We start from the raw sequence: 15,390 nt of genomic DNA, 5'->3' as shown, positions 1-15,390 counted from the left end.
CACGGAATCCCCGCGCATCGGAAACGAAGTCGTTTTCGTGTAATGCCCACAGGGCGTCGTTGTTCCTACCTATTTGATAAATCGTCCACGCTTTTTCCGACGTGGACTTTTGTTTTTTTCTGCATTTGAATTATATTTTAGCTGGGTTGTTTAAATAAGGGTTGCATGTGCATCCCTAAAGGGTTGTTTATGCTTAAAAGCATTCTCAGGACTGCGGCAGTGGCCGCTTCCATCTCTGGGGTTTCGTTCTCGTTTGCCGAGACGCTCCCTACTGCAAATCAAATTTTCGAGAAGATGGGTTTCGGCATCAACATCGGTAATACGATGGAAGTGCCGGGGAATCCGACCGGTTGGGGCAACAAGTTCCCGACCGAAGCCTATATCGATTCGGTCAAGGCGGCCGGCTTTAGCACCATTCGCATACCGTGCGCTTGGGATAGTCATGCGACAAACGGCGTGATTAACGAAAGTTGGATGGATTCGGTGCAGACGGTCGTGGACATGTGCATGCGCGCAGGACTAGTGACTGTATTGAACATTCACTGGGATGGCGGCTGGCTCGAGGGTAACTTGAGCGACGACAAGAAAGACGAAGTGAATGCAAAGCAGAAAGCTTACTGGACGCAGATTGCAAATCGCTTCAAGAACTATAACGAGCGCCTGCTTTTCGCGAGTGCGAACGAGCCTGCGACTACCGATGACAATTACAAGCACGAAACCGAAATTCTCATGACATACCACCAGACCTTTGTGGATGCCGTGCGCGCCACCGGTGGCAACAATGCAAGCCGTACGCTCGTGATTCAGGGACCGTCGACAAGTGTGGACCGCACCTGCGAAGTCATGCCGGTTTCTAAGTTGCCGAAAGACGTGATTGCAGACCGCCTGATGGTCGAGGTGCATTACTACGATCCGTACACATACACGCTCATGAACGAGCCTGCCGATTGGGGTGCAATCGTGCAGCCGCAGTATTACTGGGGTACAGAAGACTTGGCGACTGGCGATGACATCGTACACAACTGCGGCTATAATGCTTGGGCAAATGCCATGGGCGATCCCTGTACAGGCGACCGTATGGACGACCAGTTCGGCAAAATGAAGACGAACTTTGTCGACAAGGGAGTTCCTGTCTTAATCGGCGAATTCGGCGCGAACGACCGCGTGGGAGTTCTGACGGGCGACAAGTATGCCAAGCATCGCAAGGGGCGCCTTGCGTATTATGACTACTTGATGAAATCTGCCTTCAAGCACAAGGTGGTGCCTGTCGCCTGGGATACGGGCCACGAGGGCGAAAACAATATGACGATTATCCGCAGGCAATCGGAACCCGACGGCTCCGTGTTCGATCTGGAAGTTCTGAACATCATGCGTCACGCTTATGGGCTTGCCGATTACGTGAATAACGGAATCACGCATGTCGAAGACTTTGCCAGTCCGACAAAGATTGCTGCGGCGAAGTCGCAGGCCGCAAATTTGGGCCAGATAGTCCGCGTGGGTAATCGTCTCGAAGCGAACGGTAGTATTACTTTGTTTGACATGAACGGTGCGTTGGTGCGCCGTGCTGCCAACAACCTCTCGCTTGAAGGCCTTCCGCTTGGCATCTATTTTGCTAAGTGCAAGGGTAACTTGACTAAGGTAAATCTTAGATAACATTATTTTGTAAAATTACGTTTAATGTCCAAGGAAAATCCAGGTTCCATGAGAATCTGGATTTTTTTGATATATATTCACTCTGTCACATTGAGTGATGAAGAGAAAAAATGTTTCGTTCTGTTTACGCAGTGTTAGGGTCCTTAATGCTGTTAGCCGCAGTGTCGGCTAACGCCTACACGATTAATTATAATCTGAACGGCGGCATCAACCATCCTGAAAATCCCGAAAGCTACGACGAAGTCGCTGGCCGCTTCGATTTGAAAGATCCTTCTCGCGAAGGCTATTCCTTTTTAGGTTGGTACATTGAATTTTCTGAAGGCGTGGATGTTCCGCCCAACATGTACTACGGCGAATATCAAGATTATTCCATGTACGTGCTTGCGAACTACCTCGGCAGCTTTAGCGTGTATGCTAGATGGGGACTCATTCCGCAAACGCCCAAGCAAGATGAACGCGGCTGCTACCTGATTTATACTGCCGAAGAACTTTACGGCATTGCGACTGTTTCGATTGCCGATTCTACCGCTTTCTCTAAAAAAGATGATTACCGTTTCGAAGGCTGCATTTCGCTCCAGAATGACATCGTGGTGAACGAAAATCTTCTGGATTCTACCGGGAACTTGTCCAGAGAAGATTATGTATGGTGGATTCCTTTAAAGTTCAAAGGAACTTTCGAAGGCAACGGCTACAAGATTTCTGGCTTGCGCGGCGGTGACGGATTTTTTGTAACTCTTGGCGACGAGAATGACGTATGGGGCAAAAACGTTACCGTCGTGAGGAACCTGGGCATTACGGATTCTTATTTCTCGGGCGGTGAAGCCGGCGGAATCGTGGGCAAGGTCGTAGGCCTTGTTCAAATGACGAATGTCTATGCTGATGTCTCTGTCCAAGGCTTGCGTTCTACTGTCGCAAACACCGCTCCTGCCGCCGACAGCGTTCAATTCGGAATTCACTATGTGCTGAACGGTGGTGAAAATAGCGAACTGAATCCGGCTAGTTACGCCAAGGGTGATTCTGCCATCGTCCTTGCCGACCCGCAAAAAGAAAACGACGAATTCGAAGGCTGGTTCCTGGACGAAGACTTTACGCAAAAAATCGATACCATCAAGACAGAACATTACGGTGATTGGACTCTCTATGCAAAATGGAAGAGCTACTTTGTCGTAGATATCGAAATGAACGGCGGCCAGTTCTATAACGGCACCGAATTCTACAAGCCCCATGTAGTCAAGTGGTCGGCGGATTCTGCGGCCTATGTGTTGGGTAAGGCATACTGGTCAGGCTTTGAATTTGCGGGCTGGTATGCAGATTCCCTTTTCGAAACAGAGATTGCCGAAATCCCCGCGAGCAACACCGAAGACCTTACGGTTTACGCCAAGTGGAATACCACGGAGTATACGGTCACGTACCACATGAATGGTGGCGAAAACAATCTTGAAAATTTGACCGCGTTCAATGCCGCCGATGTCGGTTTTGAATTCAAGACCCCTACTCGCGAAGGAGCGAAATTCTATCGCTGGACACCGGAAAAGCTCAGCTACATTTCGGCGGTGCAGTTGACGGAAAAGAAAAGCATCGATCTGTTTGCGGAATGGACTCCGGCTCCGCAGATGCCCGCACAAGATACAACGGGTTGCTACCATTTAAAGAACAAGGAAGAACTTTATTGGTTCGCGGGCCTTGTCAACGGCACCTTGGATAGCATCGAGCGCAATCCCAAGGCATGCGCCTCGCTCGACTCCGACATCGTCATCAACGAAAATATATGGCAAGATTCCGCGTTGAATCTCGACGACTCGCTGACCTATTTCGTGTGGGATGCCATTTGGGATTACGAAGGAACTTTCCTTGGCAATGGTCATTCCATTACGGGCTTGCTTGCCAACAGCAGCTGCGGTGACGAACACATGTTTGCGGGAATGTTCTGCAACGTGAGCAATCATAAAAATGTCGTGAACGTCAAGGTGAATGGCTCGTACGTCCAGGAATTTGGCTACATCGACAACTTTGTCATTACCGGCGGCACCATGCCTGCTCAGCCCGGAACGCTCCAGGGCGAATGGCGTGCCGTGGTGGGTGGCAAGAGCGTGAGCCTGTTCGGACTTGCTCCGGGCAAGATGCTTTTCGTGTATGACCTGCAGGGCCGCCTGCTTCGCCGCGAAAGAACGGAACCCATGATGCTCATGGACTTTATGGACGCCGGCAAGTTCCTAATCCGCTACGGAAACGAAACCCGCGCTGTCACGATCCGCTGATTTTGCTATCTTTGGCCCCATGATGGATTTTAAGAAAATGGAAGACGGCTTCCGGATGATTCTGGAAGGCATGGGCGAAAACCCGAACCGCGAAGGTCTTGTCGATACGCCCAAGCGTGTCGCCAAGATGTACGCCGAACTCATGACGGGCCTTTCGGGCGAGATGCGTGCCGAAGACATTCTCAAGACGCGCTTTCATGAAAAGTACGATGAAATGATTATCGTGCCGGACATTGAGTTTGCAAGCATGTGCGAACACCATTTTCTTCCGTTCACGGGCAAGGCTCATGTGGCCTATATTCCGGGCGATTGCGTGGTTGGCCTTTCCAAGATTCCGCGTGTGGTGGAATTCTATGCACGTTTCCCGCAGATTCAGGAACGCATGACGCGCCAGATTGCAGAGCTCATCCAGAAGGAACTGAACCCGAAGGGTGTTGCCGTGGTTTTGGAGGCATCCCACATGTGCATGACCATGCGCGGCGTCAAGAAACCGGGTGCCACCATGGTGACGACTCAGCTTTTGGGCCGTTTCAAAACCGACGAAAAGACCCGCGCCGAATTCATGTCCAGAATTTACGCTCCCAGGTAAACGTTTTTCAGAAAACGTGTTAATGTTTTTCTGGTTTTAGTCCCCCGCTCTGGTCGGGGGCTTTCCTTTTTGCTCAAAATAAGCTAAATGGGGCGGTTCCGTATGTGTAAGAATAACCTTATCCATTATGGATAAATTACGTATAAATTAAATTGTAAAAATCTTGATTTTTGAGCTAATTTCGCCATTTTTGCCCCCTTTGGGCTATGGACTTATTGTCCATGGAAACTCGTTCCGGACTGTTTTTTTCGCTCGTTTTTCAAGGTATCTTTAAAATGGTGTTAAGGGAAAGGTATAAAAGGAGTCACAATGAAATCGAAATATTTCAAGAATCTGGCAAAGGGCCTTGTGGTTGCAGGTGCTGCCTTTGCTTTGGTTAACTGCGGCGACGCTGCGGATCAAGTCAATAACGCAATTGCTGATGCTCAGCAGCAGTATCAGCAACAGCAGAATCCTGCCGATTCTTCTCAAACGACGGTGACGGATCCTACTCAACAGGGGACTGATCCGGCTACAAATCCCTCACAGACGGTGACTGACCCTGCACAACAGGGGACCGTTACTCCTGTGGATCCGGCAGACCCGAATGCGACTCCGACAGATCCGAATCAGGGCGTGACTGACCCCACTCAGCCTGCAGATTCTTCGCAGACTGTTCAGCCCGCAGACACGGCTGCCCAGGTTACCGAACCTGTGGTTGGACCTGGCGGTGAACAGCAGCCTGTCGATACGACGGCAACGAATCCTCCTGCAATCTCTAGCAGCTCTGCCGCTGGTTCCGATCCCGTTCCGACTTCTAGCTCTGCCGTGGATTCCCCCAAGTCCAGCTCCAGCGAAGCCGTAAAGCCGGCCAGCTCTTCTAGCGAACAGGTTGTGTCTTCTTCTAGCGCAGCTCCCAAGGGCGTCTTCCTTGCTAGCGGTAAGGAAGAAGAAAAGGACCAATTGCAGGTCGAATACAAGACGGATACCGGTTGGGATCGCGGTGGCATTCTCGCTTACCCGAAACAGCTTTCTAACGACCAGAAGCACGCCGTCGTGGTGTGGGGCCCGGGTGGTGGTACTAAACCGGGTGCCTACGAAGGCATGATTCGCCGCCTCGCTTCTCACGGCTTTGTGGTGATTGCCCTAAAGGAATCTCCGGGTGATGCTTCTCAGGCTATCAAGGCGATTGACTGGATGGATCAGCAGAACAAGGATTCCAACAGCCCGCTTTACAACAAGCTTGATTTGAACACTGTCGGATGCTCCGGCCACTCCATGGGCGGCCTCGAATCCGAACAGGCCGTCATTAAGGACAAGCGCGTGCTTACCGCATTCCTGAACAACAGCGGCGACTGGAATGGCAACGGTGCGAACAAGGTTCCGACCGATCGCTCCATCGCAATCCTTTACGGCGAAGTTGGTATGGAAAAGGACAACGCCAAGAATGACTATAACAACCAGGGCGTTCGCGCTCCTGCCTGCCTTATCGAAATGAATGGCGGTCCGAGAAACAGTGAAGGTGGCTATGGCCACGGTTCCGGTTCTTGGGATGGCATGGCTGCAACGGTTGCCTGGATGCGCTGGCATCTCGGTGGCGAAACCGAACGCAAGGCCGACTTCGTTGGTTCCACTGGCAAGTATATCGATGGCAGCATCATCGGTAAGCAGGGCCATTGGAAAACCCAGTGCAAGAATTTCTAAGAAACTCCACACTCACTCCTTACACTCCGTCCGAATGGGCGGGGTGTTTTTTATTGACGAAGTCAATTCAAAACGCGGCGCCTCGGTCATGGGCAAGCGAGCTTGCCCGCGACTCTCGGCTTGGGTGTTTTTGCTATTAAGAAAGCTCGGGGGCGAAACCCCAAAATTTTTAAAAGAATACACCTACATTTTTATTACGGGTTTGTCCGGTGGGCAAAACAAAGCTATCTTAATGCAGTAAACGGAGTTTAGTTCCATGAACGCAGCAATTTTGACGAATGAGTTCCCGCCGGAAATTTATGGCGGTGCAGGTATTCACGTAAAGTTCCTTACGCAGGAACTTGCAAAGCTTTGTCATGTGGAAGCACGTTGCTTTGGCGTGCAAGACGAAGACAAGGACAATATTCGCGCCATCGGTTTTTCTCGCAAGTTGGGTTTGAACCCGCACGATGATCGTTTCCAGAAGATTTTCAAGCCGCTCGACATTAACCTCCAGTGGGCGGCCGCTCTCAAGGATATCGACGTCATTCACTGTCATACATGGTACAGCCATTTTGGCGGCGTGCTCGCTAGCCGTCTTTTGCAGTGCCCGTTGATTCTCACGACGCATTCGCTTGAACCGCACCGTCCGTGGAAGGCCGAGCAGTTGGGCGATGGTGGCTACGCCATGAGCTGCTGGATTGAACGCACTGCTTACGAAGCGGCCGACGGCGTGATTGCCGTGAGCCAGGGTATGAAGCGCGACGTGATGAAACTCTATGGAGTTCCCGAAGACCGCGTGAAGGTGATTTACAACGGTATCGATCCGGACTTTTACGCTCCGACCTTCGACGAAAAAATCCTTGCTAAGTGGGGCGTCGACCCGAAGCGTCCGTTTGTGCTGTTCGTGGGCCGTATTACGCGTCAGAAGGGCATTAGCCAGTTGATCCAGGCGATTCCGCAAATCGACAAGGGCGCCCAGGTGGTGCTCTGCGCTGGTGCTCCGGATACTATTGAACTTGCCGACGAATGCAAGGCTCTCATCGAAGAAGTCCAGAAGACTCGCGATGGCGTGGTCTGGATTCAGGAAGCCGTTCCGCACGAAGAACTCCGTGTGCTCTACAGCCATGCGACCGTGTTTGCAACACCTTCCCTCTACGAACCGTTTGGCATCATTAACCTCGAAGCGATGAGTTGCGGTACGCCAGTGGTCGGTTCTGCAGTCGGTGGCATTCCCGAAATCATCGTGGACGGCGAAACCGGATTCCTGGTTCCGCTCAAGGCCAAGTCCGAAACGGATTTCGAACCGGCTGACCCGAAGGCTTTCCAGACCGATTTCGCGAACAAGCTCAACAAGATTCTCGAAAACCCGGAACTGGCAAAGAAGATGGGCGAAGTCAGCCGCAAGCGTGCGATTGACGTATTCAGCTGGAAGTCGATTGCCAAGCAGACCTTCGACTTCTACCAGGAATGCATCGACCGCTACAAGCGTGAAGGCAAGCGATAGAAAAAAAGGAAACCGTTAGGTTTCCCGAATTCGTGTGACTATTAGAAGATACTTGAACCTCTCTTTTTTGGAGAGGTTCTTTTTTACTTTAGAGAAACAATCTTCTCGACGATTGCGCTCGTTGTTAGTAGCTCAGGCAGAACAATCTGTCTGGACACATCCCCAGCCGGATAAATCGCATAAGCGGGCACGCCCGACTTGTGCATGCTCTTTAAGAGTGCGTTCACTTCGGGAGTTTCGCGAGTCCAGTCGGCCTTCACCAAAGCCACATTCAAGCTATCCATGGCGCGGCGGAATTCGTCGCGGTTGAGAACGGCGGCTTCGTTCGTCTTGCAGGTGAGGCACCAGTCGGCGGTGGCGTCGATGAAGACGGTGCGATTTGCTTTCGCAAATTCTTCGATGAGCGCGGGGCTATAACGATACCAGCCGTCAGCCGTCATCTGTTCTTGCATGCGGGTGTTGAACTTTTCGCTGGCAGCACGTTCGTATTCAGGAGCGATTGCGGCAAACCAAATTGATACAAGAACTGCGACGCTCAAGCCGATTCCGGCGACTTCGCGCCCGAAGGCAACTCCCGGCGGCGCGAATTTGCCGAGCAGAACGCTGCAGGCGATACTTGCTACTACGACAATGGCAAACATCCCGACGCCCGCGGTGCCGGCCTGTTCATTCACAATCCACAAGAGCCAAACGACGCTTGCAAGGAGCAATACGCCCATCACCTTCTGGAGCTTCACCATCCATGGACCTGGTTTCGGGAATACCTTGAGGACTTTCGGGAAGGCGCTTACGAGCATGTAGGGGAGGGCAAGGCCGAGCCCTGCCGCCGTAAAGAACAAGAAGAGTACAGGCGTCGTTTGCGCAAAGGCGAATCCCATGGCAGTGCCGAGGAAGGGAGCAGAACACGGTGTGCTTAAAAGAACAAGCAACGCGCCGGTAAAGAAGGCGCCTGCAAATCCTGCCTTATGGCCGGCTTCATCCATCTTGGTGGTGGCACCCCACGGGAGCCACACTTCGAACACTCCGAAAAAGCTCATGGCAAATGCAGTCAGAATCACGACCATGAAGGCGATGAATCCGGCGCTCTGGAATTGCATGCCCCAGCCCGCGGACCCGCCGCCGGCCTTGACGGCGGCGACAACGGCGGCCAGCGCCCAGAAACTTGCCAGAATGCCCGCCGTTGTGGCTCCTCCCAAAGCGAGGAGCCGTCCGCGACTTTCGCCGGCCTGCTTGATCAGGCTAAAGAGCTTGAGCGAAAGCACCGGCAGCACGCACGGCATCAAGTTCAGAATAATTCCGCCGAGGAAAGCGAAAAACAAAAGGGCGATAATTCTTGCCGAAGCGGCGCTTGCTTCCAACTTCTCGTTGGCGCCTGCATCGCTCACGGCGCCCATATCCAGGTTCTCGTTGTCGCCAGTGCTGGAGGCTACTTCAGTTTCAGAGTCGTTTTTTTTTGCGCTGTTATTCACGTTGCTGGATTTTGCGCCAGCCGCATTTGCGCCGAGCGAAATCGTCTTGCTTGCAGGCGCGAGGCAAATGGAATTGTCGCAGGCCTGGTAATGGAATGTCGCTTCGGTTCCGAGGCTATCGTACTTGTCGGCAACGCTCTTCACCGGAATTTCAATCTTGAATTCCCCGCGGAAGGTGAGGATTTCAAGTTCCAATGCTTCGTTGTATTCCTTGATCGGGGCGGGCCACACGACTTCGCCGAATTCGATTCCTTCAGCCTTGACTTCAATCGAAGAGGGCTTCAGGAATTCGTCGGTGACTTCGTTTGCATTCACGTGCCACTTCTCGGGAATGGTTACCCAAACGGTCAGTTTTCCACCGTCTTTCAATGCGCCTGCGCTGTACTGCATCTGCATTTCCGGGGGCGGCATGGAGTTCATATTGAACTCTTGTGCGTTCACAGATTGTGGATAAATTACCAAAAATAAAGCCAAACTAAAAAAAGCTGTTGATAGCTGCAAACAATAGTTTGCAAAATTTCTAAAAATTCGTTTTTTCGCTTTTATTTTCATAAATTTTATCGCAACTGAAAGTTCGCTGTCAAAATTCCGATAGGCTTATGGCTAAATCCAGAATTTTAACAGAAGAACCTCCCAAATGGGTTGAAAAAGTGTGGCGCAAGAACGCTTCACAAATTTACAAACTATGTCAGTTCCAGAGTAGCGACCCCGACGGCGCAAAAGACCTTTTTCAAGAGGTTGCGCTCCGTTTATGCCGGTCTGCGTATACTTTGGACTTGAATAAGCCGATGACTCCTTGGTTTCGGGCTGTCGTCCACAACGCTTTTCATGACATGAACCGAAGATTGCCTCCGGTAACCCCGTTTTCGCAGCTGTCGGACAATTTTATCGCCTATGACGCTTCAGGAACGGGCGCGATTGCCCATGAAGTCTATGAACAACGCCGCAGGCGTGTCGTCCGTCGAGAATTGGACCGCTTGATGGAGGACCTTACTTCTGCCGAGAAAATGGCTGTGGAATATTCCTATATCGGCGAAATTCGGGCCTCCGAGGCGTGCCTGTATTGTGGCGTAAACCGAAGTACATTCCAAAAAAGAAAAACCGATGCGATCAAGAAGATGCGCAGAAAGAAGAATGTATATATGTCTAAATATAAAAATAATGAAACTTCTTGCATGAATTTGGACGATTTGCTAACGCGGGCGAGTGAATTTTCGTAATTTTAGGGAGTGAAGTTCAAATCTCTATTTTTTTGTCTGCTGCTTTGGGCAGCGTATGTGGGCGCCTACGATAAATGGGGGGCGTTTTCGGACCCGTTCCCGATTCATGACGTGACGTCTTTTGCAAATGGTGTTCTATTGGCAACCGACGGTGGCCTTCGCTTCCGTTCCATTAACGAAAGCGTCATATACCATTCGGAACATGGTCTAGAAACATCCAGATTCCATTCTGTTGTTTCTACGGAACATGCTGTTTATGCGGTTTCTGAATTTGGCATGATCGCGCTATTTATCGATGGCAGTATTCCCTGGCACATTGTCAATCGCTCTTACGTCAAAAATAATGTCCGCACAGTGCCTCGTGGTACCGTTGTTAGCGGAAATGTAATGACGATTGCCTTCGAAGACCGACTTGCGTTTTTCGATGTCACGCAGTACCGCTCGATTTTGACGATTGACCGTATTGCTTCCAGGTCGCTCTCGATTACTCCGATTCGCGAACTTTCGCTGCGAGGAGATTCCCTGTATGTCAAGATGGACAATGAAATTTATGTCCGTAAAATGAACTGGGGAAACATGCTTGGCGATAACCGCTTGAGCGATCCGAATTCATGGGTTCTTGTGCCCAAAGGAACCTCTGTAGAAGGGTTTGATGAACCGGTTAAGCAGGTAAAGGTGGGCTCGGAAGTTTTGACCGATGGACAACTCTATCATGACGATGGTTCAAGCAAAGTCAAGTGGCAGGTCAAATCTGAAGATGGGACATATCTTGTTGGTTCAGAATATGTCTTCTTCAACAAGACAGGCGAAAAGACGGTTACAGATCTTACCGGACTTAATGGATATGCTCCCGGCGAAGTGTACGAGCTGAAGGCTGCTCCTCAAGGCGGTGTTTTGGCAATGTCTGTCGATGGCAAGTTGAGCTATGGTAGCGTTGGTGGCTGGGGTGAACCTCACTATGCATACGGAACATTGTCGAACGGGGCTAGTGGTTATGCGGCGAGAATGAAGACTTTGTCTTATCTGCCCGATGGCCACATGTTCTACCACATTTGGGGCTTTGTGTATTTGATGTATTCGAAGTGGGGCGCACACCTTGAATATGATTTCAAGTCCGAAGACGATTACTGCTTTGAAAAATATCTTCCCAACTATGCGATTTCTGTCTCGACCATTGCCGCTCCCGATAATTCAGGATTCTTGTCGTCGACGGGTAGCAATCACGGTTATGGGGTTGTCTACTTTACCAGAGATGGCGAAGTGCATTGTGCAAACGGGATCGGTAGCAACGCCGTGCCCGGCGTGATGTATTCAAAAATGGATGAAGACGGAAAATGGGTCGTGTATATTACCAGCAAGAACGGAACCGCACTTGCAAATGAAGGCGGTCTCGACGTAATCACGTTCCCTTCGCCGAAAGCCCATGGTGGCGAACTTGTTGATGGTCAAGTCAAGTATTATGGCGGAATGAATCCGGCTCCTGTCGATATGGTGTATGACCCTGTTGGCAACAGGTTGTGGCTTGTTTCGATGTCGTCGCTTGCTTATTTGGATGAAGAGGCTGATACGCTTATGACTCCGGCTTCGACAAATGGCATGCTAGGTGCAGAATTTACGTCCATTGATGTGGATAGTCATGGAAACCTTTGGGTTGGAACAACAAACCAGGGTGTATACCGTTTGACTCCCAAGAATGGTTCTCCTGATACGTTGAAGATTCAGCGTTTTACCACAAAAGATGGCCTGTTGGATAACTATGTTGCCGACCTTGCTGTTGATCCGGTTGTCGGTGCCGTCTGGTTTGCCCACGAAAAGGGCGTGAGCTACTACCGTCGTAACGATCTTAAGGATGCCCATAAGAACATGACCGATTCTGCCGAAGTAAAGGTCCATGCTTATCCGGTTCCGTTTAGGCCCAAGACTCAAGCTTTCCTTACAATCGAAGGCATTGCCGAAAAGTCTACGGTGAGCATTTACAACCGTGGCGGCGCCTTGATCAAGTACTTCCGCAATGAAGACGTCTTGGGCGGCAAGGTGGAATGGGACGGCCGTGAAAAATCTGGCAGGCTGGTGACGCCTGGCGTCTACTATTACGTCGTAAAGAAGGGCTCCAAGGTCAAGAAGGGCAAGTTTATTATTGCCCATTAACGGGTCAGAGGTTTTGAAATGAATCGTATTGCTGTGTGGTTGTTTTTGGGCATTGCCATGCTGCTGGTGGCTTGCGCGGGCGAACGCCAAGGACTGGTGTGCGAAGAAATGGAATACCGCTTAAACACCATGACTTATTCGCCTGACCAGCGCGCCTATGCCGAAGAAGAATTGCGCGTGTGTCGCGAAGAAGAAGCATTAAAGAAGGCCGAAGGGGTCGCCGCCCGCAAGAGCATTTATGACCGCTTTGCCGCATCGGATACGACAAAGTCCAGGTCGAACAATTCAACAAAAGCCGGTGAAGACGGCGAAGTGTCTGTAACTAAGGCTCTTCAAGATTCTTCGGGTGTAAAGACCACAAGTATTTATGACCGCTATAAGTCTGTCGAACCTTCTGCAGAAAGCTCTCCGGCAGCCAATTCTCCGGCTGAAAATCCGGAACCGGACACCTCCGCTGCAGACGTAGGAAATTTCCAGTAAGGCGGTCTTCGTAGATGGCAAAATTGCAGACACTTGCAGGCGAGTGGTTCGAACCGGATTTGCCCGGACGCTTGCTCAAGATTGCAGGCGATATCCGCGAAGCGGGCGGTCGTGCGTTTTTAGTGGGCGGCTGGGTCCGCGACGCTCTTTTAGGCAAGTCCTGCCGCGACTACGATGTCGAAGTCTACGATATGGCGCAAGACGCTCTTGTTCCGATTCTTTCCAAATACGGTCGCACGAATTTGGTGGGCAAGGCTTTTGGCGTGATTCATTTGGCCATGAAGGGCTTGTCTCTCGATTTTTCATTCCCGCGTACCGAAAGCAAGGTGGGCTATGGCCATCGCGGTTTCGTGGTGCATACCGACGAAAAGCTGAGCTTTAAAGAAGCTGCCCTCCGCCGCGACTTTACCATCAATGCCATGGGCATGGAACTTCCGGAACTCACGCTTTGTGACCCCTATGGCGGTATTGACGACTTGAAATCGCACACCTTGCGTCATGTGGGTCCCGCTTTTGCCGAAGATTCCTTGCGCATTTTGCGCGGGGTGCAGTTTGCGAGCCGTTTCGGTTGCACGCTCGCGCCCGATACTGTTGAACTTTGCCGCACGCTATCACTCGACGATCTCTCCGTAGAACGTCTGTTCGAAGAATTCAAGAAATGGCTCCTGAAACCGGGCAAGCCTTCGCTGGGTCTCAAGGCGTTTTTGGATATCAAGCTCGATGAATATTTCCCCGAGATTCATCCGTTCAAGGAATCCTGGGAAACTCTCGGTACGATTCTCGACAACATGGTTCCTCTGCGCGACACTTTGCCCGAGGCGCAGGCAATGGAATTTGCCTTTGCTGCCCTCTTGAGTGACAGCGCGGAAACCTCGCTCAAGTTCCTGGAACGCATCACGAACGAAACGCACTTGCTCAAGATTGTGCCTCCGCTTTTGAAGGCGTACCAAGAGCTGGATACGGCCATTGTAAACGATGCTCCGGCACTCCGCCGCCTTGCGGTAAAGCTCGGCGGGTTGAAACTCCTTGGTCTGCTCGTAAAATGCACGCCTCGAGAATTTTATGCGGGTTCTGCAGCCGATGGCGAATGCTTTGCCGACAAGCTTTGGAAAGCAGCAAGTGAACTGGACTTGATTGAAGAAGCTCCGCAGCCTTACCTGATGGGTAAAATGCTCATGGATATGGGTGTTAAGCCGGGCAAGCAAATGGGCGAAATCATCAAGAAGAGTTTCGAACTGCAACTCGACGGCGAAATCAAAAACGCCGAAGAGGCTATCGCCTGGGCGAAAAAGATGTGGAATGATTAATTACACATTTCACATTTGATTACTTCCACCTGAACATTCCGGTGATGCCTGCGGGCACGGCAAATACAATCATCGGAACCTGAATGATTTCAGTGGGCAAGAATGCAAGCATCTTGCGCTTGGCATGTAGTTTCCAAGAAGCGATCATCAAGAAAACAAAGTCCACCAGAATCTTGGGCAGAATACTGAATGCGCACCACTGCCAGGGGCAATCCAAAAAGAGCACGCACCAGGGGCTAATGAACATCCAGATGTAGTAGGTGTAAATCAGCGTGAGCATCAGAATGTATGCCTTGCTTTCGTAGTTGGTGCCGTTGCTGCTCCAGCGGGCGCGCTGGTTAAAGAGCTGCTTCCAGGTATGCACCGGTGCGGTTTCAATCACGGCGTCCTTGTCCAGGTTGTAGCAGACCTTGGTTCCCGGGATTTTCATCATCTTGTGGATGAGCATGTCGTCATCGCCGCTTGAAAGGTTCACCAGGTCGCCAAAACCGCCCACGGCAAAGAACAGGTCCTTTTTGTAGGCAAGACATGCGGCCGATGCCACAATCGGGTGACCCCAGCTAAAGCCTGCGGCTTCCATGGCGGTGTAGCCCAAGGTTTCGAGTTTCTGGTACAGGTGCGGCATCGTGCGGCTGCCGTTATTCTGCTTGGGGCCTTGCACAATGCAAATGCCGTCGTTAAAGCGGCCTGCCATGGCGGTAATCCAGCTCTTGCGCGGAATGCAGTCGGCGTCCATCGTCAAAAGCACATCGTATTTTGCGATCTTGAAGGCGCTTTCGAGGGCTCGCTTTTTAGGGCTTGCAATTTGCGGCAAATCGGGCGAGAGGCTAAGCACCCTGAATTTCGGGTGGGTGGCCGCAAATTTTTCCAGAATTTCCTTGGTAGAATCGGTGGAACGGTCGTCTACGCAAATCACTTCCCATTCGCCGGCGTAGTCTTGCTCCGCGAGGGCTTCCAGAGTGCGTTGCGCGAATTCTTCTTCATTGCGCATGGGGACCACGACCGAAACACTCGGGGTTGCCTTGGGCCCTCTGTAACGGTGCGTACGAATCACTCCTATTATGAAAAATAGGAAGAGGATTACGTACAGTGCTGTC

General features: G+C 51.2%; 12 protein-coding genes. 10 read left to right on the top strand and 2 right to left on the bottom strand.

Annotation, left to right across the window (positions count from 1 at the left end; genetic code table 11):
* The first annotated feature begins 189 nt into the window (after positions 1-189).
* The 6 genes from QZN53_RS10055 to glgA all read left to right on the top strand — a co-directional run bounded on the left by QZN53_RS10055 (position 190) and on the right by glgA (position 7,669).
* Complete coding sequence (locus QZN53_RS10055; RefSeq protein ID WP_088628469.1) at positions 190-1,653, top strand: glycoside hydrolase family 5 protein; 1,464 nt, start codon at positions 190-192, stop codon at positions 1,651-1,653.
* 146 nt (positions 1,654-1,799) lie between these two features.
* Complete coding sequence (locus QZN53_RS10050) at positions 1,800-3,911, top strand: InlB B-repeat-containing protein (protein ID WP_294652852.1); 2,112 nt, start codon at positions 1,800-1,802, stop codon at positions 3,909-3,911.
* A 19-nt stretch (positions 3,912-3,930) separates the two neighbouring features.
* On the top strand, positions 3,931-4,500 hold the full coding sequence (folE, locus tag QZN53_RS10045) for a GTP cyclohydrolase I FolE (RefSeq protein ID WP_163438830.1): 570 nt from the start codon (positions 3,931-3,933) through the stop codon (positions 4,498-4,500).
* 309 nt (positions 4,501-4,809) lie between these two features.
* Entirely contained in the window at positions 4,810-6,183 is a 1,374-nt protein-coding gene (locus QZN53_RS10040; protein ID WP_294652849.1) for an alpha/beta hydrolase, read from the top strand.
* Between the two features lie 34 nt (positions 6,184-6,217).
* On the top strand, positions 6,218-6,424 hold the full coding sequence (locus QZN53_RS10035; protein ID WP_163438829.1) for a hypothetical protein: 207 nt from the start codon (positions 6,218-6,220) through the stop codon (positions 6,422-6,424).
* Positions 6,425-6,439: 15 nt separating this feature from the next.
* A complete protein-coding gene (gene glgA / locus QZN53_RS10030) occupies positions 6,440-7,669 on the top strand; it encodes a glycogen synthase (RefSeq protein WP_163438828.1) in 1,230 nt (409 codons plus the stop codon).
* 83 nt (positions 7,670-7,752) lie between these two features.
* Here the strand turns inward: glgA and QZN53_RS10025 are convergent, their stop codons facing one another.
* The gene (locus tag QZN53_RS10025; RefSeq protein ID WP_163438827.1) at positions 7,753-9,558 is read right to left on the bottom strand and encodes a thioredoxin family protein; all 1,806 of its coding nucleotides are present in this window, start codon (positions 9,556-9,558) and stop codon (positions 7,753-7,755) included.
* 179 nt (positions 9,559-9,737) lie between these two features.
* Here QZN53_RS10025 and QZN53_RS10020 point away from each other — a divergent pair, with 179 nt between their 5' ends.
* Genes QZN53_RS10020 through QZN53_RS10005 form a run of 4 tightly spaced genes read left to right on the top strand, consistent with a single transcriptional unit; the run spans position 9,738 to position 14,293 of the window.
* Positions 9,738-10,358 carry a sigma-70 family RNA polymerase sigma factor gene (locus tag QZN53_RS10020; RefSeq protein ID WP_163438826.1) on the top strand — a complete coding sequence of 207 codons (621 nt, stop codon included), beginning with the start codon at positions 9,738-9,740 and terminating at the stop codon, positions 10,356-10,358.
* Between the two features lie 9 nt (positions 10,359-10,367).
* Positions 10,368-12,506 carry a gliding motility-associated C-terminal domain-containing protein gene (locus tag QZN53_RS10015; RefSeq protein WP_163438825.1) on the top strand — a complete coding sequence of 713 codons (2,139 nt, stop codon included), beginning with the start codon at positions 10,368-10,370 and terminating at the stop codon, positions 12,504-12,506.
* An 18-nt stretch (positions 12,507-12,524) separates the two neighbouring features.
* A complete protein-coding gene (locus QZN53_RS10010; protein WP_205428138.1) occupies positions 12,525-12,986 on the top strand; it encodes a hypothetical protein in 462 nt (153 codons plus the stop codon).
* Positions 12,987-13,000: 14 nt separating this feature from the next.
* Complete coding sequence (locus QZN53_RS10005; RefSeq protein WP_163438824.1) at positions 13,001-14,293, top strand: CCA tRNA nucleotidyltransferase; 1,293 nt, start codon at positions 13,001-13,003, stop codon at positions 14,291-14,293.
* 19 nt (positions 14,294-14,312) lie between these two features.
* Here QZN53_RS10005 and QZN53_RS10000 read toward each other — a convergent pair whose 3' ends face one another.
* Entirely contained in the window at positions 14,313-15,347 is a 1,035-nt protein-coding gene (locus tag QZN53_RS10000) for a glycosyltransferase (protein ID WP_294652839.1), read from the bottom strand.
* Positions 15,348-15,390 lie beyond the last annotated feature (43 nt).

Source organism: uncultured Fibrobacter sp. (assembly GCF_900316465.1).
GTDB lineage: Bacteria > Fibrobacterota > Fibrobacteria > Fibrobacterales > Fibrobacteraceae > Fibrobacter.
This window is presented reverse-complemented; position numbering and strand designations above follow the sequence as displayed.